The sequence below is a fragment of the Diaphorobacter caeni genome (assembly GCF_015354245.1).
GTDB classification, from domain to species: Bacteria; Pseudomonadota; Gammaproteobacteria; order Burkholderiales; family Burkholderiaceae_C; genus Diaphorobacter_A; species Diaphorobacter_A caeni.
Genome location: NZ_JADKYZ010000002.1, coordinates 579225 through 602547, shown reverse-complemented (window position 1 = coordinate 602547; position 23323 = coordinate 579225). Strand labels below are relative to the sequence as shown.

Annotated in this window: 23 protein-coding genes; 6 read left to right on the top strand and 17 right to left on the bottom strand. The window is 65.7% G+C overall.

Annotated elements, in window-relative coordinates:
• Positions 1-98 precede the first annotated feature (98 nt).
• The gene (locus ISG32_RS06655; RefSeq protein ID WP_194770209.1) at positions 99-2441 is read left to right on the top strand and encodes a cyanophycin metabolism-associated ABC transporter; all 2343 of its coding nucleotides are present in this window, start codon (positions 99-101) and stop codon (positions 2439-2441) included.
• Between the two features lie 27 nt (positions 2442-2468).
• The gene (locus ISG32_RS06650) at positions 2469-2966 is read left to right on the top strand and encodes a cyanophycin metabolism-associated DUF1854 family protein (protein ID WP_194770208.1); all 498 of its coding nucleotides are present in this window, start codon (positions 2469-2471) and stop codon (positions 2964-2966) included.
• A 72-nt stretch (positions 2967-3038) separates the two neighbouring features.
• Here ISG32_RS06650 and ISG32_RS06645 read toward each other — a convergent pair whose 3' ends face one another.
• The 3 genes from ISG32_RS06645 to ISG32_RS06635 all read right to left on the bottom strand — a co-directional run bounded on the left by ISG32_RS06645 (position 3039) and on the right by ISG32_RS06635 (position 6288).
• Entirely contained in the window at positions 3039-3935 is an 897-nt protein-coding gene (locus ISG32_RS06645; protein WP_194770207.1) for a 5'-nucleotidase, read from the bottom strand.
• Between the two features lie 25 nt (positions 3936-3960).
• Positions 3961-5187 carry a type II secretion system inner membrane protein GspF gene (gspF, locus tag ISG32_RS06640; protein ID WP_194770206.1) on the bottom strand — a complete coding sequence of 409 codons (1227 nt, stop codon included), beginning with the start codon at positions 5185-5187 and terminating at the stop codon, positions 3961-3963.
• 114 nt (positions 5188-5301) lie between these two features.
• The gene (locus tag ISG32_RS06635; RefSeq protein WP_228529623.1) at positions 5302-6288 is read right to left on the bottom strand and encodes an LLM class flavin-dependent oxidoreductase; all 987 of its coding nucleotides are present in this window, start codon (positions 6286-6288) and stop codon (positions 5302-5304) included.
• Between the two features lie 355 nt (positions 6289-6643).
• On the opposite strand from ISG32_RS06635, the gene ISG32_RS06630 reads away from it, so the two are divergent.
• Positions 6644-7198: a CZB domain-containing protein gene (locus tag ISG32_RS06630; RefSeq protein WP_194770204.1), complete on the top strand. Its 555-nt coding sequence runs from the start codon at positions 6644-6646 to the stop codon at positions 7196-7198.
• A gap of 60 nt (positions 7199-7258) precedes the next feature.
• Here ISG32_RS06630 and ISG32_RS06625 read toward each other — a convergent pair whose 3' ends face one another.
• From ISG32_RS06625 to gspG, 10 genes are all read right to left on the bottom strand, one after another.
• A complete protein-coding gene (locus ISG32_RS06625; protein ID WP_194770203.1) occupies positions 7259-8620 on the bottom strand; it encodes a GspE/PulE family protein in 1362 nt (453 codons plus the stop codon).
• A gap of 66 nt (positions 8621-8686) precedes the next feature.
• Positions 8687-11056 carry a type II secretion system secretin GspD gene (gene gspD, locus ISG32_RS06620; protein WP_194770202.1) on the bottom strand — a complete coding sequence of 790 codons (2370 nt, stop codon included), beginning with the start codon at positions 11054-11056 and terminating at the stop codon, positions 8687-8689.
• A 7-nt stretch (positions 11057-11063) separates the two neighbouring features.
• The gene (gene gspN / locus ISG32_RS06615; protein ID WP_194770201.1) at positions 11064-11888 is read right to left on the bottom strand and encodes a type II secretion system protein N; all 825 of its coding nucleotides are present in this window, start codon (positions 11886-11888) and stop codon (positions 11064-11066) included.
• Position 11889: 1 nt separating this feature from the next.
• Positions 11890-12444: a type II secretion system protein GspM gene (gene gspM, locus ISG32_RS06610; protein ID WP_228529622.1), complete on the bottom strand. Its 555-nt coding sequence runs from the start codon at positions 12442-12444 to the stop codon at positions 11890-11892.
• The gene (gene gspL, locus ISG32_RS06605; protein WP_194770200.1) at positions 12441-13673 is read right to left on the bottom strand and encodes a type II secretion system protein GspL; all 1233 of its coding nucleotides are present in this window, start codon (positions 13671-13673) and stop codon (positions 12441-12443) included. The genes gspM and gspL overlap by 4 nt, the downstream gene beginning before the upstream one ends.
• 67 nt (positions 13674-13740) lie before the next feature.
• Positions 13741-14751, bottom strand: coding sequence for a type II secretion system minor pseudopilin GspK (gspK, locus tag ISG32_RS06600; protein WP_194770199.1), 1011 nt, complete (start codon positions 14749-14751; stop codon positions 13741-13743).
• An 8-nt stretch (positions 14752-14759) separates the two neighbouring features.
• Complete coding sequence (locus ISG32_RS06595) at positions 14760-15464, bottom strand: PulJ/GspJ family protein (RefSeq protein WP_194770198.1); 705 nt, start codon at positions 15462-15464, stop codon at positions 14760-14762.
• Between the two features lie 21 nt (positions 15465-15485).
• The gene (gene gspI, locus ISG32_RS06590; protein ID WP_194770197.1) at positions 15486-15851 is read right to left on the bottom strand and encodes a type II secretion system minor pseudopilin GspI; all 366 of its coding nucleotides are present in this window, start codon (positions 15849-15851) and stop codon (positions 15486-15488) included.
• Positions 15848-16273: a prepilin-type N-terminal cleavage/methylation domain-containing protein gene (locus ISG32_RS06585; RefSeq protein WP_194770196.1), complete on the bottom strand. Its 426-nt coding sequence runs from the start codon at positions 16271-16273 to the stop codon at positions 15848-15850. Before ISG32_RS06585 ends, gspI begins: the two co-directional genes overlap by 4 nt.
• Before the next feature lie 67 nt (positions 16274-16340).
• Complete coding sequence (gene gspG, locus ISG32_RS06580) at positions 16341-16793, bottom strand: type II secretion system major pseudopilin GspG (protein WP_194770195.1); 453 nt, start codon at positions 16791-16793, stop codon at positions 16341-16343.
• 50 nt (positions 16794-16843) lie between these two features.
• Here gspG and ISG32_RS06575 point away from each other — a divergent pair, with 50 nt between their 5' ends.
• Positions 16844-17425: a type II secretion system protein N gene (locus ISG32_RS06575; RefSeq protein WP_194770194.1), complete on the top strand. Its 582-nt coding sequence runs from the start codon at positions 16844-16846 to the stop codon at positions 17423-17425.
• A 27-nt stretch (positions 17426-17452) separates the two neighbouring features.
• On the opposite strand, the gene ISG32_RS06570 is transcribed toward ISG32_RS06575, so the two are convergent.
• From ISG32_RS06570 to ilvA, 3 genes are read right to left on the bottom strand one after another with little or no spacing between them, the layout of a single operon-like run.
• Positions 17453-18034: a histidine phosphatase family protein gene (locus ISG32_RS06570; protein WP_194770193.1), complete on the bottom strand. Its 582-nt coding sequence runs from the start codon at positions 18032-18034 to the stop codon at positions 17453-17455.
• Complete coding sequence (locus ISG32_RS06565; protein WP_194770192.1) at positions 18019-18861, bottom strand: adenosylcobinamide-GDP ribazoletransferase; 843 nt, start codon at positions 18859-18861, stop codon at positions 18019-18021. Before ISG32_RS06565 ends, ISG32_RS06570 begins: the two co-directional genes overlap by 16 nt.
• 36 nt (positions 18862-18897) lie before the next feature.
• On the bottom strand, positions 18898-20472 hold the full coding sequence (ilvA, locus tag ISG32_RS06560) for a threonine ammonia-lyase, biosynthetic (RefSeq protein ID WP_194770191.1): 1575 nt from the start codon (positions 20470-20472) through the stop codon (positions 18898-18900).
• A gap of 325 nt (positions 20473-20797) precedes the next feature.
• Between ilvA and ISG32_RS06555 the strand changes: the two genes are divergently transcribed.
• Complete coding sequence (locus ISG32_RS06555; protein ID WP_194770451.1) at positions 20798-21247, top strand: OsmC family protein; 450 nt, start codon at positions 20798-20800, stop codon at positions 21245-21247.
• Positions 21248-21271: 24 nt separating this feature from the next.
• Here ISG32_RS06555 and coq7 read toward each other — a convergent pair whose 3' ends face one another.
• On the bottom strand, positions 21272-21889 hold the full coding sequence (coq7, locus tag ISG32_RS06550) for a 2-polyprenyl-3-methyl-6-methoxy-1,4-benzoquinone monooxygenase (RefSeq protein WP_194770190.1): 618 nt from the start codon (positions 21887-21889) through the stop codon (positions 21272-21274).
• Between the two features lie 308 nt (positions 21890-22197).
• Here coq7 and ISG32_RS06545 point away from each other — a divergent pair, with 308 nt between their 5' ends.
• Positions 22198-23235 (top strand): porin, encoded by a 1038-nt coding sequence (locus ISG32_RS06545; RefSeq protein ID WP_194770189.1) that lies wholly within the window; start codon positions 22198-22200, stop codon positions 23233-23235.
• Positions 23236-23323: the final 88 nt, after the last annotated feature.

Below are 23323 nucleotides of genomic sequence, written 5' to 3'. Positions count from 1 at the left end.
TAAAACGGGAGTCGCCAAACCGACCCTCCTGTCATGGACAATTCAGATGAGGACACTGACAGAGTTTTGTAGGTGCCAAGGGCCGAAAAATAATCCAAATGCAAAATCACCACCATCCTGTGGACGCTGCCGGCGTCATGAATTCCCCCGCCGGACAGCAAGTGCGAGCACAGCTCCGTACAGATGAAAACGTGCTGGCATCCCTGGAGGTTGACCTGACCCCCGATCTGCGGTTTGCGAACGGCCTGCTGGTGCTCACGCCGCAGCGCATGATTTTTCGCAATGCGGAAGGGGTGATCCGGGACTGGCCGCTTGAGGCAGGCATGTCGCTGCGGCTGCTGGACCATGGCGGCGTAGGCACGCTCGAGCTGCATGACGAGGCCAAGCGTCACGAGCTGTGGCGCTTCACGCTGGCGCGCCACCCGCAGGCGCTGCTGCTGATGCAGAAGTTCGAGAAGATCGAACGCCGCCTTCTGGCCTTGCGCGACGGCTCGTCGCTGCCCGCCGAGGACGAGGAAGAAACGCTCTGCCCGACCTGCCATGCGCCCCTGCCGCCCGACAGCGAGGAATGCCCGGCCTGCGCGCGGCAGCAGGCCCCGCAGACGTCCACCTGGGTGCTGCTGCGCCTGTGGCGTTTTGCAAAGCCTTACAAAAATCAACTGCTGCTGGGCTTCCTGCTGACGCTGGCCGCGACGGGCGCGCAGCTGGTCGCGCCGTATCTGACGATTCCGATCATGGACAAGATCCTGATCCCGTACCAGAACGGCCAGAAGATTGATCCCGGCACGGTGGTTTTCTATCTGAGCGGCCTGCTGATTTCGGCAGTGCTGGCCTGGGTTCTTGGCTGGGCACGCACCTTCGTGCTGGCCAAGGTGTCCGAGCGCATCGGCTCGGGGCTGCGCACCCAGACGTATGACCATCTGCTCAAGCTCTCGCTCGACTACTACGGCAGCAAGCGCACCGGCGATCTGATGGCGCGCATCGGCGCCGAGACCGACCGCATCAACCTGTTCCTGTCGCTCAACGCGCTCGACTTCGCGACCGACGTGCTCATGATGATGATGACCGCGGCGATCCTGTTCTCCATCAACCCCTGGCTGGCTCTCGTCACGCTGGTGCCGCTGCCGTTCATCGCGTGGATGATCCACATGGTGCGCGAACGCCTGCGCACGGGCTTCGAGAAGATCGACCGCGTCTGGTCCGAGGTGACCAACGTGCTGGCCGACACCATTCCCGGCATCCGTGTGGTCAAGGCCTTCGCTCAGGAGCAGCGCGAGTCTGACCGCTTTGCCGACGCCAACAAGGCCAATCTGGAGGCCAACGACCGGGTGAACAAGACCTGGTCGCTGTTCACTCCCACGGTCACCTTCCTCACCGAAATCGGCCTGCTGATCGTCTGGGGCTTCGGCATCTGGCTGGTGGCCGGTGGCAGCATCACCGTCGGTGTGCTCACCGCCTTCATCGCGTACATCGGCCGCTTCTACAGCCGCCTTGATTCGATGAGCCGCATCGTCTCGGTCACCCAGAAGGCGGCGGCCGGCGCCAAGCGCATCTTCGACATTCTTGATCACGTGAGCAACGTGCCCGATCCGCAGAACCCGGTGCGTCTGCCGAACGACGTGAAGGGCGCGCTGACCATGGAGGACGTGAGCTTCCGCTACGGCAGCCGTTCGGTCATCAAGCACCTCGACCTGCAGATCAAGCCCGGCGAGATGATCGGTCTGGTCGGCCACAGCGGTTCGGGCAAGAGCACGCTGGTCAACCTGATCTGCCGCTTCTACGACGTGAGCGAGGGCTCGATCCAGCTTGACGGCGTGGACCTGCGCCGCATCGCCGTGTCGGACTTCCGCCGCAACATCGGCCTGGTGCTGCAGGAGCCGTTCCTGTTCTTCGGAACTATCGCCGAGAACATCGCCTACGGCAAGCCCGAGGCGACGCGCGAGGAAATCGTCGCCGCCGCGCGCGCCGCGCATGCCCACGAATTCATCCTGCGCCTGCCGCACGGATACGACTCGCTCGTGGGCGAGCGCGGCCAGGGCCTGTCGGGCGGCGAGCGCCAGCGCATCTCTATTGCGCGCGCGCTGCTGATCGACCCGCGCATCCTGATTCTTGATGAGGCGACTTCGGCCGTCGACACCGAGACCGAAAAGGAAATCCAGAAGGCGCTCGACAACCTCGTGCAAGGCCGCACGACGATCGCGATCGCCCACCGCCTGTCCACGCTGCGCAAGGCCGACCGCCTTGTGGTGATGGATCGCGGCGAGATCGTGGAAGTCGGCCCGCACGACGAGCTCATGGCCAAGGAAGGCGCGTACTGGCGCCTCTACATGGCGCAGGCCCGCCGCGCCGAGGAGGACGCCGAAGCCGCGGGCGTGGTGATCGACGCCGCATCCCGCGTGGCCTCCAAGGCCCCGGCCGACCCTTCATCCGCACACGCCTGAGCCGAGAGATCCGGAGCGAAAGAAATCATGTCATTGCACAGTCAGACAACAGCCAACGTCGCCTTCCAACTCTCGCGCAACGCCCATGGTCGCCTCACGCTGCGCCTTGCGGCCGACGACAAGGAGCATGTCGGCGTGCTGCCGGTGCGCGCCTATCCGATCTCGGCACCGAACGAGGGCCTGTCGCTGTTCGGCACCGATGGTCACGAGCTCGTCTGGATCGACCGCATGGACCAGCTCTCTGCCGAACAGCGCACGCTGATCGAAGAAGAACTGGCGGCGCGCGAGTTCGTGCCGACGATCCAGAAACTGGTCAGCGTGTCGACGTTCGCGACGCCGAGCACCTGGAGCGTGGAGACGGACAGGGGGCGCTTCGATCTGGTGCTCAAGGCCGAAGAGGACATCCGCAAGCTCGAAGGGCGCACGCATCTGCTCATCACCGCGAGCGATGGGCTGCAGTTCCGTGTGCGCGATTCCTCGGCCCTCGACAAGCATTCGCGCAAGCTGCTGAGCCGGTTTCTTTGATTTTGTTTTGTTGACGCCGTCTGTTCGGCGTCGATATGGGCGCGATCCTTCGTTGTGCCTCTGTGAGTTTGTTCAACCATTCGCGATGCCGCTGCTCACATGGCCTGCGGGCACATGTCGAGCGGCCGATTCGACATGGCCTGTCTGGTCGTCGAAGAAGAAATCAGGTTCGAACTCGCGCAGGAAGGGGCCTTTTTCAAGGCCGCCGAGGAACATGGCTTCGTCGACGTAGATGTTCCAGTCCATCAGGGTGCGGATCGCGCGTTCGTGCGCCGGGGCGCTGCGTGCGGTGACCAGCGCGGTGCGGATGCGCATGCCCTTGGTGCTGGCCTGCTGCAGCCGGTGCAGGGCGGCCAGCAATGGCTTGAAGGGGCCTTCGGGCAAGGGCTGCGTGGCCTTGTCGAGTTCGTGGCGCTGAAAGGCTTCCAATCCGTCGCGTTGGAACACCTGCTCGGCCTCGTCGGAGAACAGCACGGCGTCGCCGTCGAAGGCGATGCGCACTTCGTTGGGATGCGAGTCGCTGGCGCGCACCGAATCCGTGAAAACGTGCGCGGCCGGGTGGCCGAGGCGCAGCGCCTGCGTCACGTCCTGCGCGTTGGCCGAGAGGAACAGGTGCGCGCCGAGCGGGCGCAGGTATCTGAACGGTGCGCCGCCCTGGGTGAACACGCCGCGCTGCAGCGGGATGTCCGCGGCCTTGGTCGAGCGGAAGATGCGCATGCCACTCACCGGATCGTTGCGCGAGAGCATCACCACCTCCACGCGCTGCTTCCCGTCGGCGTTGAAGGCCAGCAGTTTCTTGATCAGCGAGAACGCCACGCCCGGGCGCGCCGGCGTGTCCAGCCGGTCGAGCTGCAATTGCATGTAGGCCTGTGGATTCTCGGCGTCGAACAGGCGGTTCTCTTCTTCAAAGTCGAACAGGGCGCGCGAGGAGATCGCGACCACCAGTTGATCATCCAGCGTGACGGGCATGGCTTTTCTGGTCTCGTGGTTGGAGTTACTTGACGAACTGGTTGAGCTGGATGATCGGCATGAGCACGGCCAGCACGATGAGCATGACGATCAGACCCATGGCGACGATCAGCAGCGGCTCGAGAATCGTGGCGAGCTGCATGGCGCGGCGCTGCACTTCGGTCGAGAGCTGGTTGGCCGCGCGCTGCAGCATCAGCGGCAGCTGGCCGGTCTGCTCGCCCAGGCGCGCGAACATCGAGACGAGACTCGGAAAACGCTTCTTCTGCGAGATGGCCGAGGCCAGCGGTGCGCCCTCGCGCACCAGCACCAGCGCGTCGAGCGCATCGGCGCGCATGGCGCGGTTGTGGAGGGTTTCGGCGGCGGCCTGCAGCGCCTTGAGAATCGGCACGCCCGCGCCCGCGAGCATCGCCAGCGTGCCTGCGAAGCGCGCTGCGTTGTATCCACGCGCGAGCTTGCCGATGATGGGCAGATTCAGCCACCAGGCATCGAAGGTGGCGCGAAACGCGGGTCGCGAAAGCGCGGTCCGCATGAAGATCGCAAAGAGGATCACCACGCCGAGCATCAGCCAGCCGTAGTTGCGCACCACATCGCTGAGTGTGAGCATGGCCACGGTGAGCACGGGCAGCGCGCGCTTGGTTCCGGCGAACACGTTGGCCACCTGCGGCACCACATAGCCGACGAGGAACAGCACGATGACGATGGCCACGCAGGTCACGATGGCCGGGTACAGCGAGGCGCCGATGAGCTTGGCGCGCAGAGCCTGGCGCTGCTCGAGATCGTCGGCCAGCCTGTCGAGCACCTCGCCGAGATGGCCGCTTTGCTCGCCCGCGCCGATCACCGCGCAGAAGATGTCGGAGAACTCGCGCGGGTGCTGCGACAGCGCCTTCGCGAAAGTGGAGCCGGCATTCACCTCGGCGCGCAGGGCGGCGACGAGATGGTGCTGGCGTTCGGTGTCGGCTTCTTCGGAGAGGGCGCTGAGCGCGCGCTCGAGCGGCAGGCCCGAGACGATCAACCCGGCCAGCTGGCGCGTCCAGATGGCGAGCTGCGTGGAGTTGAACACCGGTCGGGTGAGCAGCCGCTGGCTGAGCGACGGCGCCTGCCCGGCGGTGTTCGCGGCGAGCGCTTCCACTGCCAAGGGCACGAGGGCCTGCGCGCGCAGCAGGCTGCGGGCGGCCTTGGGACTGTCGGCGTCGATCGTGCCTTTGCGGGTCTGGCCGGCGGCGTCCAGTGCTTCAAAGGAAAAGGCGGGCATGCGTGTTTTCAGGTTCGGCGGCGCCCTTTCCGTTCCCGTTCAACGCGAACGGAACGCGGCGCCAAGGCCCTGATGGTAGCCGGTTGCAGAGGCGCCGCGATCTCCGCGGGCAGATCAGTTCTGCATCGCCTGCGCAGCGATCTCCAGCGAGCGCAGCCGCAGGGCAGGGTCGTAGACGTCGCTCACCAGCATGAACTCGTCGGCTTCGGTGGCTGCTGCGAGTTTCTCGAAGCCCGCCTTGACGGTCTCGGGGCCGCCGATGACGCCGATGGCGAGGAAGTCGGCAATCGCTTCGCGCTCGCGCGGGCCGAGCTGCTGCAGATAGTTGGCGACGGGAGGCTGGAGCCGTCCGCGCTGGTTGGTGAGGATGCTCAGCACGCGCTGGAAGGTGCTGCTGGCGAGGTATTCGGCCTCGTCGTCGGTGGGCGCGGCGATCAGCGGCACTCCAATGATCACGTAGGGCTTGGCGAGCGTGGCCGAGGGCTTGAAGTTGGCGCGGTAGATCTCGATGGCGGGCATCAGGAAGCGCGGCGCGAAATGCGAGGCGAAAGCGTAGGGCAGGCCCTTTTCGGCGGCGAGCTGGGCGGAGAACATGCTCGAGCCCAGCAGCCAGATCGGCACGTTGGTGTCCGAGCCTGGAACGGCCACGATGCGCTGGCCCGGCTGGACGGGGCCAAGAAGGCGCTGCAGCTCGGCGACGTCGCGCGGAAAGTCCTCTTCGGTCTCGACGCGGTCTCGGCGCAGCGCGCGCATCGTCGGGCCGTCGGTGCCGGGCGCGCGGCCGAGGCCGAGTTCGATGCGGCCGGGATAGAGCTCCGCGAGCGTGCCGAAGGCCTCGGCCACCACCAGCGGCGCGCGGTTGGGCAGCATGATGCCGCCCGATCCCACGCGGATGGAACCCGTCTGGCCCGCGATGTGACCAATGAGCACGGCCGTGGAGGAACTGGCGATGCCGGGCATGTTGTGGTGCTCGGCCAGCCAGTAGCGCTTGAAGCCGAGCTGCTCCGCACGTTGTGCGGTCCGCACCGCGATGGCGAGCGCATCGGCGACGGTGCCGCCTTCGCGGACGGCCACCAGATCGAGCATGGAAAGGGAGGGCATGGGAGTGGTACGCATCGTCCCATTGTGTGTGTCGGTCAAAAACTGCGCCTCCGTGCGGGCAATCGATTTATCGCAAAATGTAAATCAATGTTAAATGACCTGCCTCAAACCCCAAATTACCTGAACTGGGGTATGTGCAAACTATTTTTAACTACCTAGACTCACACGGGTCAGCCTTTGCTTGTGTTTGAGCGGAGCGTGCGCATTTTCCAACGCTCCAGACAGGCTGATAGTTTTAAATTAAAATATTAAATATTCAATTGGTATTTGGTATGGTTGAAGTGCGGCAAGGGAAGCAGAGAGTGCCGAACGCTTTGCGCCATGCAATCCAACTTTGAGAGGGAGTGACATGGACATGCTCAAACGTTTTTTCTCTTCGTCGGGAGCCGCCTCCTCCAAGCAACGCGCCAAGGCGGAGCGGCCCGAGGACTGGTCGACCGTGCCCGCACTGCAAGCCAGCGAACTCGTCGCCTTCGGGGACGAGGTCAGCCGCCTGTCCGTGGAGTTCGACATCGAGGCACTGATCGTGAGCCACGAGCGTTGGCTGCCCTGGCTGTGGCAGGCCTGCGAAGGACAGATCGATGAACAGCTGCGTCCGGACGTGATCCGCGATGACCGCAGCTCGGAACTCGGCGCATGGCTGCATGACGCGGGCCGCAAGGCGCTCGGCCATCTGCCGACCTATGACATGCTGCTGGTGCGCAATCGCTATTTCCATCTCAAGGCCGCGGAGCTGATCACCCAGATCGAACAGGGCGACATGGTGATGGCGGAGCGCACGTTCCGGCAGTGCGAGCATGCGTCGCGCCAGATGGTGCTGCTGCTCAAGGAGCTCAAGCGCGGTTTGGTGCGCAACCCGGCGTCCGGTACGCCAGCCGTCAGAAAGCCGGTGCTGCCGGCCGGCGCCTGAGAGCGTAGACGCGCTCTGAGAGGCAGAGGCTTCCTGAACTTTTCCTGAGATCCCGCGCGCTCAGTCGCGCGTGACGCGCAGCACCTCTTCGGCGCTGGTGATGCCCGCCGCCACCAGACGTTCGCCGTCGGTGCGCATCAGCGACATGCCATTGGCCAGCGCCTGATCGCGGATCTCCGATTCGCTGACCTGACCGTGGATCTGCGCGCGGATCTGGTCGTCCACTTCCAGCAATTCAAAGATGCCGGTGCGGCCCCGATAGCCCGAGGGCTCGCTCGGATCGAGCCTGCGCACCAGTCGCTGGGCGAGCACGCCGAGCAGCGAGCTGGACAGCAGGAACGGCTCCACCCCCATGTCGGTCAGGCGTGTGATGGCGCTGGCCGAGTCGTTGGTGTGCAGCGTGGCGAGCACCAGATGGCCGGTCAGAGACGCCTGGATCGCAATCTGGGCGGTTTCGAAGTCGCGGATTTCACCGATCATGATCACGTCCGGGTCCTGGCGCAGGATGGCGCGCAGGGCCTTGGCGAAGGTCAGGTCGATCTTGCTGTTGATCTGTGTCTGGCCGACGCCCGCGAGCTCGTATTCGATGGGGTCTTCCACCGTCATGATGTTGCTGCTCGTCGCGTCCAGGCGGGCGAGCGCCGCGTACAGCGTGGTGGTCTTGCCCGAGCCGGTCGGGCCGGTCACGAGAATGATGCCGTGCGGCTGCGAGATCAGGCGCTCGAACTGCGTGAGCACGGGGCCCTGCATGCCCACCGACTCGAGGCTGAGCTTGTTCTCGCTCTTGTCCAGCAGACGCAGCACGGCGCGCTCGCCGTGGGCGTTGGGCAGGGTGGAGACGCGCACGTCGATGGCACGGGTGCCAAGGCGCAGAGAGATGCGGCCGTCCTGCGGCAGGCGTTTCTCGGAGATGTCGAGATCGGCCATGATCTTCAGGCGCGAGATCAGCGCGGCGTGCAGCGCGCGGTTGGGCTGCACCACCTCGCGCAGCGTGCCGTCCACGCGAAAGCGCACGCTGGAATGACGCTCGTAGGGCTCAATGTGGATATCGCTCGCGCCGTCGCGCACGGACTGCGTGAGCAGCGCGTTGAGCATGCGGATGATGGGCGCGTCGCCGGCCGACTCCAGCAAGTCCTCGACCGCGGGCAGCTCCTGCATCATGCGAGAGAGGTCGGCGTCGGACTCGACCTCGCTGACCACCATCGCCGCGCTCGAATCGGACTGTGAATAGGCCGCGCTGATGCGCTGGGCGAGCGCGCCGTTGTCCAACGGCATGAGCTGCTGCACGGCGTGCTTGCGCAGCACCTCGGACATCGCGCCCATGTCGGGCGCCATGCCGTGCCACAGCACCAGCTGGTGGCCATCGTCCTCGAGCAGCAACTGGTTCGAGCGTGCGAAGGTGTATGGCAGGGGATGGCGCATGGGCGGTCTGGCTGACGGTCGGTCTGGCGTTGAATCGATGGGTGGATGGGCAGCGTTTGAGGCGGTTTACTGCGGCGTGAAGTTGGGGTCCTGCACGGTCGAGTCCGCGGGCTGCTGCGCAGTGGACTTGTTGCGGTTCACCTCGACCGGGAACATCGATGTGGGCACCGGCTTCGCGGGCGCACTGCCGTTCTTGGACGGCGTGGTCTGCGTGTTCAGCGGCGGCAGCACGGGGGCTTCGTTGACCGCGCGCATCAGCGTGCTGTCGGCGGGCTGCGTGCCCATCTGCAGCGCACGGATGGCTTCGTAGCGGTCCTGCACCAGCGCGTCGCTGGTGGCGTCGTCGCGGATCACGATGGGGCGCAGGAAGACCATCAGATTGGTCTTCTTGCGCGAACGCTGCTCGTTGCGGAACAGCGCGCCGACCACGGGCAGGTCGCCCATCAGCGGCACCTTGTCCTGGCCGAGCGCGTAGCTGTCTTCGAGCAGACCGCCGAGCACGATGACGTTGCCGTCCTGCACCATCACGGACGACTCGATGGCGCGCTTGCTGGTGGTGGGGCCGTTCGCATTCGACGTGGTGGTGCTGTTGACCTTGGAGACTTCCTGATAGAGCGTGAGCTTGACGGAGCCGTTTTCGCTGATCTGCGGGCGCACGCGCAGCATCAGGCCCACGTCCTTGCGCTCGACGGTGGTGAACGGATTCACGGTCGAGCTGCCGGTGGAGTTGGCGTAGGAGCCGGTCACGAACGGCACGTTCTCGCCGATGATGATCTGCGCCTCTTCGTTGTCGAGCGTGAGCAGGTTCGGGGTCGAGAGCACATTGGCGTCGCCCGTGTTCTCGAGGAAGTTGGCGAGCACGCCGAGGTAGTACTTGCCGTTGATGCGCGGCGCGACCGCGATGGTGCCGCCCGCCGGTTTGCTGGACAGGGCGGAGGTGATGGTGGAGGTGGTGCCACTGGCCGCGGCGAGCGCCAGATCCAGGATGTTGGTGCCCGACTGGCTGGAGTTGGTGCCCAGAAGGCCCAGCGTGCTGCCGTAGTTGCCCATGATGCCCTGCCACTGAATGCCGAATTCGGCGACCTTGTTGGCGGACACTTCGACGATCAGGCTCTCGATCAGCACCTGCGCACGGCGACCGTCGAGCTTGTCGATGACGGCGCGGATCTGGCGGTACTGCGGCTCGGGTGCCGAGATGATCAGCGAATTGGTCGAGGCGTCGGCCTGGATCTGGCCGCCCGTGGAGCCCTGGTTCGCGTTGTTCTGCGAACTGCCGAAACTGGACTGCGTGCCTCCGCCAAGGCCACCGCTGGTGTTGCTGCCAAGGCCCGAGGATTGCGTGGTGCTGTTGCTGGCGGTGCTCATCAGCCCACCGCTTGTGCCGCCGCTGCTGCCGCTGAAGGGCAGGCCCGAGCCGGAGCCCGAGCCAGAATTGCTGCCGCCCATCGAACCGTTGGAAATCGCGGCACGCAGGGTGGCCGCGAGCTTCACTGCGTCGGCGTTCTTCAGATAGACGACGTGGATGTTGCCGGTCGCGGCGGAGCTGCCTGCGGCGGGAGCCTGATCGAGCTTGGCCACGAGCGAGCGCACGAGCGCCAGACGCGCCGGATTGGCCGCGCGCACGATCAGCGAATTGCTGCGGGGCTCGGCCAGCAGGGTGGTGCGGTAGGACGTGTCGGACTGGCCGGCGGCGGCCGCGCCGGGCGTGCCGGTTGCAGCAACGCCGGAGTTGCCGGAGCCGTCGATGAGCTTTTGCACCAGCGGCGCGAGGTCCGAGGCGATGGCGTTCTGCAGCGCGATGACTTCGACGTCGCTCGCGTTGGAGACGTCCATCGCCGCGATGATGCGGGCGATGCGCTGCAGGTTGTCGCCGTAGTCGGTGATCACCAGCGAGTTGTTGCCGGGGTTCACGTTGATGGTGTTGTTGGGGCTGATCAGCGGGCGCAGCACCGGCACCAGATTGCTGGCGTTCTCGAAGTTGAGCTTGAAGATCTGCGTGGCGATCTGGCCGCTGGCGGGCCCCGTGCCCGAGCTGCCCTGGGTGACGGTCACGCCGCCGGCCTGCAGCTTGGCGTCGGCCTCGGGAACGACCTTGTAGAGACCGGCCGCCTCGACGATGGTGAAGCCCTGCAGGCGCAGCGCCGCGAGAAACTGCTGGAACGCGGTGGTTGGCGGCACGGGCTTGTCGGTGACCAGCGTGAGCTGGCCCTTCACGCGCGGATCGACCACCACGTTGCGGCCGGTGATGGTCGCGATGGTGCGGGCCACGGCCTCGATGTCGGCATTGGCGAAGTTCAGCGTGACCGGCTCGTTGGACTGGATGCTGCCTTGCGGCGCGGCGACGGCTTGCTGCGGAACGCTGGCGCACAGCAGCAGGGTGCTGGCGGCGATGGAGTGCAGTGCGAGTCGCAGGCGATGTGGAGGCAAGAAAGTCATGGTTGGTTCAACCCACGGTGAGTATGGAGCGGTCGCCGGTGCGTCGCCCAATGATATTCAAGAGATTGGCCAGCGCGGCCTCGCGGCCGGCTGCGGCCCTGGCCTCGCCGGTGAAGCGCAGGCGCTGGCCCACCCATTGGCCCGATCCGTTGAGCAGCAGCGCGCCGCTCAAGGTGCTGAGCGCGAGCGTGGGGCTGTCGCCGCCATTCACGCTCACGCGGTAGCTGCCCATCGGGCTCAGGGTGGAGAGCTTGGAGGATACGTCAAGCGCGTCGAGCTGCAGATGGCCCTGCAGCGCCATGCGCCCGGCGTTCCAGTCGATCTGCAGTCCGGTGGTGGCAAGCGAGAGTCGGCCTTGCGGCTGAATGGTGTTCCATGGCGTGCCAAGGCCGCTGAGCACGGCGCTGGGCCACTGGCTCTGGCTGTTGGCCACCTTGAGCTGCATGCCGTTCCAGCGCAGCCCGGCGTGCATGCGCACGGGCGTGGTGGTGCAGCAGTCGGCATTCAGAACGACGCTGGCTCCGACCAGGGCAGGGCGCAGCTGCCAGTTCAGGCGGCCGGGCAGCGCGACCTGATCGGAGCTGCCCTCGCCGCCGGTGAGCACGAGTTGCGCAGAGCCGTTCCAGAGCGTGCCGCGCGCCTGCTGCAGTTGCACCATGCCCCTGGTGGCGCTGTTCACGCCCGAGGCCAGCCATGTGGCGGGTGCCTGCACGGCGATCATCGTCAGGGCGCCGAGCACGCCGCCGACGATGGCCCAGCCGCGCGGCGAGCGCACGGGCGCTTCGGTGCCGCGAGCGGAGCGGTTGGCGGTGCGTGGTTTGCTGATCGCCATGTCAGTTCGCGACCGGCAGGGTCAGCACCAGTGTGCCTTCCCAGAAGGCGGGCAGCGTGTTGGCGGCGTTCGCGCCGGACTTGCCCGCGCCATTGGTGCGAACGAGTTTGGCCTGAATCGGGATTGCGCGCGCGGTGCTGCGCACGTGGGCGAGCCACTGGCCCAGAGCGCCAGCGGGCGCGGCCTTGAGCGTTACCGTCGCCCGATCGCCGACGACGGAGACCTGCGCGGTCGAGCCGAGCGCCTGCGCCAGCGAACTCTGGAGCACGCGCGTCGCGTCATCGCCCTGCACGCGCGGGGCCTTCTGCAGCTCGAGCGCTTCCTGCTGGAGGCTGCGCATGTGCTGCAGCTGGCCGTCGAGCTGCGCGTGTTCTGCCGGCGCGCTGCGCAGCGTCTTGAGCGCGGGCGACAGCAGCACCCACCACACGATGGCGAGGCCGACGACGCTCGCGGCGATCAGCACCAGCATCTGCTCGCGTGCGGCGAGACTCTTCCAGCGTTCTCTGAGCGCGTCGAGCGCTTCGGACTTGGCCGCGGGATTCTTGTTCTTCATCATGGCCGCTCCCCGGCTGCGCGAATCCAGAGCTGCGAACCCTGTGCGCGGGCGACGAAGCCGTCGGCTTGCAGGCGCTGGGTCACAGTGGACAGCTCGTCATTGGTGAGGCTCACGCCGGTGAGATGCAGTTCTGAATCGGCGAACTCCACCATGGATGGCACCTGACTGACCGGCAGCGCGGCACCTGCGGCGGCGAGCAGGGGCTCAAAATCGCGGTGCGACAGGCTGCCTGCCGCCTGGCGCAGCTGGGCGACCTCGCGCTCCATCTGCACGGGAGCGTCGACCACCACCTTGACGTTGGGAAAGGCCTGCTGCAGGGTGCTGCGGATGCCGACCTCCTTGGCCGCCAGCGACTGGCGTTCCTTGTAGGCGGCCACGTTGAGGCCGACGATCTGAGCCACGACGGCGATGGCGAGCGCCCAGCGCGCGGCGCGCCACTGCGGCGCGCGCAGAAAGGCGTTGAAGCCGCCGCTCACGCTGCGCAGGGCGCGCGTGCGTCCGCTGCTCGAGAATTCGAGCTGTGCCAGATTCCATTGGCCGCGCGCGGCGACGAGCGAGCGCTGGCTGGACGTCGACAGCTCGACGGAGCGGCCGAGCAGCTTCTCGGTCATGCCCGCGACGGCCGGCTCGGCGCGCACGCGGGCGGGCTGGTCGGGATCGGTGCTCTGCATGCCCAGCGCCAGCGTGGCGGAGTTCAGCGGCAGCACGTTCACGGCCTGATCGGCGCTGGCGGATGTGAGCACCAACTGCGCCTCTTCGGGCACGCCGATGGCATAGACCTCGCGCGCGTCGGACGCGCCCGGAGCGAATTCGGGAACGATGCGGCCCACGCTGCGGCCCACCGATTCGAGCAGCTGCAGCGTCTCGCGCAGCCAGACGCGGTCACACACGGCGACCCACGCGGGTTCGCCGATCTGCGCGTCGGGGGCGAGCGCGAAATGCAGCTGCGCGGGTTCATCCAGCAGTTGCTCTTCAAGCAGACCTTCAAGCACCGAGCGCAGGCGCGCGGCGGAGGCGGTCGCTCCTTGCGGCAGGGTCACGCGCTGCCACGACAGCCCGCGTGCGGGCACGACGGCGACGACCTCGCCCGTACGGCCCGGATCGGGCAGGCGTGCGGCCTTGGCGCTGGCTTGGCGGGTTGCGGAGTGGCCGTCGGCGGTCAGCGTGTAGCTGAATTCGGTGTTCGGCCCAGGCGTGCCCGGAGGCAGGTAAAGAATGAGGGTGCTCATGACTGGTGTTCGCGCGCCATTTTAGGCGTGACGCGTGACGGTGACTGGCATCGTTTGTACCCGGTGATCAAGATTTGCCCATCGCGTCGGCCGACTCGCTTCGCAGAAAGCCGCCGCGCTCGCGCCACAGGGTGCGGACCTTGCCGCGTTGCTTGTGCACGAGCGAGCGTTCCTCGACGATGGTCTGATCGATGCGCATGCGACCGCGCACCTCGAAATATTCGGAAGACACGTCGAACAGCGTCGCCGTCAGCAGCTCGGGCTTGCTGAGCAAATTGGCCGCGACGCTCACCGACTTGAAATACTGCGACGAGCGGGACTGGATGAGGCGTTGCGCGTCCGACATGTCGAGGCCGTCCGCGCTGGCCCAGATGACTTCCGCGCCGGCGGTGTTGATGTTGAGCTTGGTGGAGAGCGGAAGAATGGTGACGAAGGGGGCCAACTTGGCGATGGTGTTCTGCGCGACGCCCCACCAGCTCAGTTGCGCGATGGTCATCGGCATCAGCGCGATGGCGGAGCTCTGCGCGTCGCTGGTGTCGGAAGCCGCCGCGCGCAGCATGTGGGAGGAGATCAGCGACAGCTCGCTCTGCGGCAACCCCAGATAGTCGAACAGACGCTCGAACTGGGCCATGGCCGTTGCGTCCAGGGCGTTGTTCTTCACCAGATTGGTGAGGTTCATGCGCGACTGCATGTCGGTCACGCGTCCAGAAAGAAACGCGTTGTCGGTCTGCGCGCTGGCGTCATCGACCTGCGAGACGTTGCGCTGGGCGGAAAGAAAGGTCGAGAGGCGCGCCTCTTCGAGCGGGATCGACCAGGGCTCGGTGAGGTTGTCGGTGCTGTCGCCGCGTGCCAGTGAATCCTCACGCAGGATCAGGCGCGACCAGTCGAGCGCGCCGACGAGAATCCACGCCGACTGGATGCGCGCGCGCTCGGCCGATTCGACCTCGATGGCGCGCCACTGCTGCCACATGGCCGATGCGGCGAAGGTGGCGACCAGCGCGACCGTCAGCATGGCCGCGAGCAGCGCCGCGCCGCGTTCGCGTCGCCCCGGAGGGCGTGAGGTGAGGGCGTGCTGCATCGTCGTCCTCATGTCTTGTTGCCGCCGAGCACGGGGTTGACCCAGTCCTGGGTGATCGTGCCGGTGATCGCGCCGCCCTCGGGCAGGGTGATCGACAGGCGGATGCCTTCGGGGACCGAGGCAGCCGCCTTGGTCAGCCCGCCGAGCGACTGTTCGGCATACGAGCCGCCGACGCTCGACTGCGCATTCGCCCAGGCGCCGCCGACGTAGTAGTAGAGCTGCACATCGGCCAGCGGGAACAGCACGGTCTCGCGCTGCGCTTCGCTGCTTGACGGCGTGCGCGCCCATTGCCCGGCGGTCTGCCAGGCGGCGCTCCAGGCCGCGCGGGTGTTGACGGGCGGTGACTGCCAGCGCAGCCATTGCGGCGTGCCGTTGGCGTCGCGCCTGGCCCACGCCACCACCACGACGCCCTGATCGGGCTGCTGCGTGGTGCGGCGCGTGAGGCGCAGAACCTGTCCGTCCCAGTGAAGTGGCTGGGTGCTGTCCACCGGCTGGATGGAGTCGAGATCGGACTGCCACTGCGCGAGCGCGTTCTGTATGACCACAAGGTGGTCGGAGCGTTCGCGCGTGATCTGCTGCGAGCGCACCATGCCGTCGATGCCGCGCCAGCTCAGCAGCGCGATCAGCGACATGATGGTGATCGCCACCAGCAGCTCGATCAGCGTGAAGCCGCGTGAAGACCGGCGTGGAGCAAAAGCGGGGTGTCTGCGCATCTCGGCTCTTCTTTTTCTTCTTCAGTATCGGCCGACGATGGTGGACACGCGGATCACCGGATAGCGCTCGTCGAAGACCTGCGCATCGACGCGGCGGAACTGCGGGTTGGGCAGCGGTGACACCGAGGTCACCACCTGGTAGCGTCGGCCCGCCTGCTCGCACAGGCTCTGCTGGTCCCCATAGGCCGGCAGCTCGCGCATCAGGCGGGCCTTCACGAGTTCGTTCTGCGCGCAGATGTGGCCGAGCATCACGTCGGTCTGACGCGTGGCGTTGGTCATCAATGCGGAGGTGGCCTGCGTTCCCGCCATGAGCGCGATCGCCACGATGGCGAGCGCGACCAGCACCTCGATCAGCGTGAAGCCGCGCTGCAGTGCCCGCTTGGTCATTGCATGGCCTCCACGGTGAAGGAGCGCACGCCGTCCGTGCCTACACGTACCGCGCGGCCCGGATAGGCGTCGTTCACGACCCAGACCTGCTGCGCGCTGATGATGGGCTCGGGCCCGAGCCACAGCTGCGCGGGGCCGCTCGCGCGCGAGCCGCTGACCAGCCAGTGATTGGGCAGCTTGAGCGTGGGCAGGCCCTCGAAGACAAAGCCCTGCTCGGTGGTGCGCCAGCGCACGGCCGTGCCCGAGGCGCGCGACTGCGCACGCGCGGTCTCGAGCAGCACGGCGAGGCGTTCACCCTCGCGCTGCAGATCGGTCGCGCCGTTGTCGCGGATGGCAAAGCTCACGCCGACCGTGGCAAGCGCGACGATGGAGAGCACCACCAGCAGCTCCAGCAGCGTGAAGCCCCGGTGTGCGCGTGTCATGGGGCGGAAAGGGTTTCTTGACGAAAGGGCGACGGGAGAAGGCACGGAGCGCGGTCAGTGTCCGGGTTTATTGCCAGCTGCCCACGTCCGCGTTCTTGCCTTCGCCGCCGGATTGACCGTCGGCGCCAAAGGACATCACATCCACCTCGCCCTTCACGCCGGGGCTGAGGTACTGATAGGGACGGCCCCAAGGGTCATTGGGCAGTTTTTCGAGGTACGGGCGCCAGTTGTTCGGCACCGGGCCGCTCGCGGGCTTGGCGATCAGCGCCTGCAGGCCCTGCTCGGCCGTGGGGTAGCGCTGGTTGTCGAGGCGGTACATCTTGAGCGCCTGCATCAGGTTGGTGATGTCGGTGCGAGCCGCGGTGCTGCGCGCGTCGTCGGCGCGGTCGAGCACGTTGGGCACGATCAGCGCGGCCAGCACGCCGATGATGACGAGCACGACCATCAGCTCGATCAGAGTGAAGCCGCGCGCGATTTTGCGGCGGGAGGAACGGGCGAGGGCTTGGGCAGTTTGCAGCATGTCGTCAGATCGACTTGGAATGTGGTTATCGGGTCAATCATAATCGCGTGATGGTGACAAACACATACAGCCGTTGGAAGGTGGGCGCCGGAACCCTCGTTTTGTGGTTTCTGGCGGCAGCCTGCGTGGTGTTCTGGGGGCTCAGGCTCTCGGCTTCCCAGCTGGGTCAGGGAGCGTCCGCGCTGCCGGCCGCGCCCACGGTCGTCGACGTGCCGTCGCTGGTGCGTCTGCTGGGCGGCACCGAAGTGGTCGCCAAGGCGGCCCCCGCCGCGCCCACGCGCTACACCCTCGTGGGCGTGCTGGCCGGCACCCGCAGCGGTCACGGCGCCGCGCTGATCGAGGTGGATGGCAAGCCCGCCAAGCCGTACCGCATCGGCGCTCCAGTGGCCGAGGGCATGGTGTTGCAGTCGGTGAACAAGCGCGAGGCGGTGCTGGGATTCGATCTCAAGGGCCCTGCGTCGATGACGCTGCAGATGCCGCTCAAGGTCGCGGCCAACGCGCCCGCGTCGTCCCCCGCGTACCAGCCGCCACCTGCCGGTGCGGTTCCCCCGGCTGTTCAATCGCCGATGATGCCCCAGGGCACGACTCCCGGCATCACGCCCCCGCCGTTCAATCCCGCGCAGGGACAATGATTGCGTTCGCTTGCAATTGAGTGGTGATCAAGGAGGAGCAAAGGGAAGGCAAAACCATTCGCCGAACCCGGGTGCTGCCATCGTCCACTCGTTGGCCTTGGGCTCGTCGTGCCCATGCTCCAGAAGCCACAGCACGCAGCGGATCACGCCCGCGTGGGTGATCCAGACGGCGTCCTTCCCCGATTGTTGAGCGTCGTGCAGAGCCTGTGCGACGCGCGCCAGCATCTGCTGCAGCGGCTCGCCGTCGCCGGGACGAAAGCGGGTGAAGTCCGCTGTCCACGCATCGATCTCCGCTCGGGCGATGTCGTTCCAGCGGCGGCCTTCCCAGGTGCCGAAATCCATTTCCTGCAGTCGAGCGTCGAGCTGGATCGGGGCTGTGTTGGCGCGCAGAGAGAACAGCTCATCCGCCAATTGCCGGCAGCGGCGCAGCGGCGAGCTGTGAATGACGGTGATGTGCGGTGGCAAGGCGGAGTGCAGGCGCAGCGCGCTGGCTTGGGTGTGTTTGTCGTCGGCGGCGACATCAAGCCCCCCGTAGCAGACGCCGGGCGCCACCAATGGCCGTGCATGCCGCACGAGCCACAGGCGCGGCGTGTTCACAGGCTCAGCCATGGCTGGATCGGCAAGATCCACTGCTGCCCTGCGGCGATGGCCACGCCCAGATAGAAGGCGATCTCGCTCACCTGCTGGATCGTGCCGAGGCAGTCGCCGGTGAAGCCCTGCAGGCGCTTGTGGAACCGCCAGAGCATCCAGACGGCTCCAAGGCCGCTGGTCAGCACCGCCACGGCCGCCGTCCGCCAGCCGAGCGCCAGTGCGAAGAGCAGCACCGGAATCACGCACCAGAGCAGCGCGGTGACCAGCGCGCCGGGCGTGATCTGATCGGCCAGCGGCTTGCTCTTGGAGGTGGCGGTGTCGCCCACGTGCGGCAGCGTGCGCACGGCGATCAGCGGCCAGAATCGCGACACCACATGGCCGCAGAGCAGCGCCCAAAGCGCGATGGACAGCCCTTGCTGCCCGAGCAGCGCGAGCAGCGCGAACTTGGCTGCGAACGCCAGCACCAGCGCCATCGCGCCGAAGGCACCGATGCGCGAGTCCTTCATGATCTCGAGCACGCGCTCGCGCTGGTAGCCGCCGCCCAGGCCATCGGCCACGTCGGCCAGACCGTCCTCGTGAAAGCCTCCTGTGGCGAGCACGGTGACGATGGTGCTGAGCACGGCGGCCACGAGCGGGGTGAAGATCTGCGCGGGGCCCAGCAGCCAGCTGATCGCACCGAAGCTCGCGGCGGCGATCACCGCGACCAGCCAGCCCACGCCCGGGAAATGCGCGGCGCTCGCGCGCAGCATGGCCGGGCTGTAGCCGACCCAGTCCGCCAGCGGTCCGCTCACCGGAATGCGCGTGAAGAACTGCACGGCCAGCAGATAGTGGCGGATCGCTTGCATGGCGAAGTCAGTTGCGGTGGAGTGCGCGGCGTGCGCTCAGTTGCCGCTGGCCTGGAGGAACAGGCGGTAGGCGGGGTTGAGCGTCTCTTCGACGAAGGGGTAGCCCAGCGTCGTGAGGAACTGGTCGAACTCCGCTGCGTCCTCGGGCGGCACCTGCATGCCCACCAGAATGCGACCGTAGTCCGCGCCCTGATTGCGGTAGTGGAACAGGCTGATGTTCCAGTGTGGCTGCATCAGGCTGAGGAACTTGAGCAGCGCGCCCGGGCGTTCCGGGAAGGTGAAGCGCATCAGGCGCTCGTCCTGCGCGAGCGACGAATGGCCGCCGACGAGGTGGCGCAGATGCTCCTTGGCCAGTTCGTCATGTGTCAGGTCGAGCGAGTCGAAGCCTTGCTTCTGGAAGTTCTTCGCGATCTTTTCGGATTCGCCGCGGCCATGGGTCGTGAGGCCGACGAACACATGGGCGCGCTTTTCGTTGCTGATGCGGTAGTTGAACTCGGTGACGTTGCGGCTGCCGCCGGGGAGGGAGCCGACCACTTCGCAGAAGCGCTTGAAGCTGCCGCGCTCTTCGGGAATGGTCACCGCGAAGAGGGCCTCGCGCTCCTCGCCGACCTCGGCGCGCTCCGCGACGAAGCGCAGGCGGTCGAAGTTCATGTTTGCGCCGCAGAGAATGGCGGCGTAGGTCTCGCCCTTGGTCTTGTTCTTGGCGACGTACTGCTTGATGGCCGCCACCGACATGGCGCCGGCGGGCTCGACGATGGAGCGCGTGTCCACGAAGATGTCCTTGATCGCGGCGCAGACGGCATCGGTGTCCACGGTGACGAAATCGTCCACCAGACCGCTGGCGACGCGGAAGGTCTCCTCGCCGACCAGCTTGACGGCCGTGCCGTCGGAGAACAGGCCCACGTCGGGCAGCGTCACGCGCTGGTGCGCCTTGACGGACTGCATCATCGCGTCGGAATCGTTCATCTGCACGCCGATCACCTTGATGTCGGGGCGCACGGCCTTGATGTAGTTGGCCACGCCCGAGATCAGGCCGCCGCCGCCGATGGCGACGAACACCGCGTCAAGCCTGTTGCTGCCGAGCGCCTGGAGCTGGCGCAGCACCTCCATGGCGATCGTGCCCTGTCCCGCGATCACGTCCGGATCATCGAAGGGATGCACAAAGGTCAGGCCTTCTTCCTTCTGCAGCCTGGCCGCATGGTCATAGGCGTCGTTGTAGCTCTCGCCGCTCAGCACGACCTCGCCGCCAAGGGTTTTCACTGCATCGATTTTCAATTGAGGCGTCGTGGTTGGCATCACAATCACGGCTCGCGTGCCCAGCTTGGAGGCGCTCATCGCCACACCCTGCGCGTGGTTGCCGGCGGAGGCGCAGATCACGCCGCGCGACAGTTGCTCGGGCGTGAGCTGGGCCATCTTGTTGTAGGCGCCGCGGAGCTTGAAGCTGAACACGGGCTGCTGGTCCTCGCGCTTGAGCAGCACCTTGTTGTGCAGGCGGCGGCTGAGGGACTTGGCGACCTGGAGATCGGACTCGACGGCGACGTCGTAGACGCGGGCGGTCAGGATCTTCTTGAGGTAGTCAAAGGGGCTGAGTGTCTGTTGTTTGTTCGTCATCTGGCGGTCCGGTGGCACTGAGCGATGGCAGTGCTTGGGCCGCCATCATAGGAACAAGCTGGCCTGCACGCGGTGCAAAGCAGACAGTCGATGTTCAAAAAGGCAAAAAAATGGCCCCAAGCCGTGAAGCTCGGGGCCAAATCCATCCTTTGAGGAGATGGAGGAGACAATCGGCGCACCAAACAAATCAGGCTGTTGTCAGCGTTGTTTGGCGCATGAGTTGAATTCTACTCCCAAATCTTGCTGCGATGCAGCAAAATCAGCATGAATTCTTCATTGCGCGACATGGTGTTGCGTTGATGAGTCAGTTTTGAGAGGAAAGATGATGGAATGCACAGTCAGCTGGACCGGCAACTCGGGAACCCGCTCCGGAATGGGTTTCGTGGCGGAAACCGGCAGCGGCCATGTCCTGACCATGGACGGCGCGCCCGATGCGGCGAACCCGCAGAACGGTGGGCAGAACCTCGCACCGCGCCCGATGGAGACGGTGCTCGCGGGCACTGGTGGCTGCACGGCCTATGACGTGGTGCTGATTCTCAAGCGCGGGCGCCACGATGTGCGCGGCTGCAGCGTCAAGCTCACCTCAGAACGCGCGGACACCGATCCCAAGGTGTTCACGAAGATCCACATGCAGTTCACCGTGACCGGCAAGGGCATCCCGCCGGCAGCGGTGGAGCGCGCGATCGCGATGAGCCACGAGAAGTACTGCTCGGCCAGCATCATGCTGGGCAAGACGGCGGAGATCACCACCGGTTTCGAGATCGTCGAGGGCTGATTCCCCAAGGGGTGCGCCGCTCCTCTATATATAGTGAGCGGTCGTCGTCATGACCTTGGCGGCCATCTTCATGAGCAGGCGGGCGGGGGCGGGCAGCTCCTGGGCTCCTGCGGCGAGCGCCTGGGCGGCATGGCGCTCCTCGTCCTGTTGCATCCGGGCAACCACCTGACGTGAAGGCGTGTCCGCCTCGGGCAGCGTTCCGAGGTGGCCCTGCAGGTGTTCGGACACCTGACGTTCCGTTTCCACCACAAAACCGAGGCTGATCCGGTCGCTCACCTTGGCTGCACCGAGGCCGATGGCGAACGCGCCCGCGAACCACAGCGGGTTGAGCAGGCTGGGGCGACTGCCAAGCGCATCCAGACGGTCGCGGGTCCAGGCCAGATGGTCCAGTTCTTCCCGGGCCGATTCGAGCAGGCTTTCACGCAGCTGCGGATCGCGGGTGACCGCAGCCTGGGAGAGGTACAGCGCCTGAGCGCAGACCTCGCCAACGTGGTTCACGCGCATCAGCGCCCCGGAGAGACGGCGCTCGTCGCTGCTCAGCTCCGGCTCCTCGGAGTGGCCCGCGGGCGAGGGCTCGCTCGCCTTGGGTGTGGCGAAAAGGGTGCGCAGGGCGGCGTCTGCGGCGGTAAGAATGTGGTCCATTGGGCGCTATTGTCGGCAGAATCGATCCAGCTGCAGGTTGTTTACAAAAATAGCCGTATTGCCGGGTTGACGAAGCTCCGTTTGAGTGCTTTAACTAGAGGATATGGGGTGTTGCAACACCGCAACGGAATTCTGGCTTTTCAGCCCTTTGTGAGGGAATTCCTTTGCGAAAGATCGCGGCGTCTGTTGCAATAGGACTAACTTCCCCACCAGGAGGTTGGCCCGGGGGAACCGGCGGGCTGCACAGAAGTATGTGCCTCTAGTCCCCTTGATCCAGGGCCCTCTGTTTAACCTTGGAGTAACTCGCAATGAAAAAATCACTGATTGCCCTGGCTGTGCTGGCTTCCTCCGGCGCTGCGATGGCTCAATCTTCCGTGACCCTGTTCGGTATCGTCGACACTGGTATCGGCTATGTGAACAAGGCCAACGCAGCTGGCGACAGCAAGTACGGCGTTTACACTAGCGGCAACTACACCAGCCGTATCGGCTTCCGCGGCGTGGAAGATCTGGGTGGCGGCCTGAAGGCTGGCTTCTGGCTCGAAGGCGAAATCTTCGGTGACGACGGCAATGCTTCCGGCTTCAACTTCAAGCGTCGTTCGACCGTGTCCCTGTCGGGCGGCTTCGGTGAAGTGCGTCTGGGTCGTGACCTGACTCCTGGCTACACGAAGACCAGCTCCTACGACCTGTTCAACCAAACCGGTATCGGCCAATTCATGGGCTGGAGCAACTGGTACGGTACAGCTGGCGATGCAAACGGCATCCGTTCCAGCAACATGGTTTCGTACTACACACCTAACTTCGGCGGCTTCAACGCAGCTGTGGGTTACGGCTTCGACGAGCAAACTTCCGGCCACGCTGGTCGTTACATCGGTGGTTACGTTGCATATGACAACGGTCCTCTGAGCGTTGCTCTGTCGTACGACGACCGTGACACCGTTGCCGCTAACCGCGATCGCAACGCCCTGACTCTGGGTGCTTCGTACAACCTGAACGTTGTGAAGCTGAACGGTATCGTTCAACAGACCCGCGACAAGATCGACGGCGCTCCTAACCAGAAGGTCAACGCTTACATGCTGGGCGCTTCCGCTCCAGTGGGCGCTGGCGAAGTGAAGATCCAGTACGCTCTGTACGACCAAAAGGCATTTGACGATGCCAAGTCGCACCAGCTGAGCCTGGGCTACGTGTACAACCTGTCCAAGCGCACTGCTGTGTACGGCAACGTGTCGTACCTGAAGAACAAGGACGGCGCAAACCTGGGTCTGGCTTCCAAGAACCTGAACACAGACGGTCCTGGCGCTGGCAAGGCTCAAACCGGCCTGCAAGTTGGTATCCGCCACTCCTTCTAATTTCCGGCTGGCATCTGCCAGCTTGAGTTAGAGATGAAAACCGCCACTCTTCGGAGCGGCGGTTTTTTTTCGTCCCTGTCATTTGTGC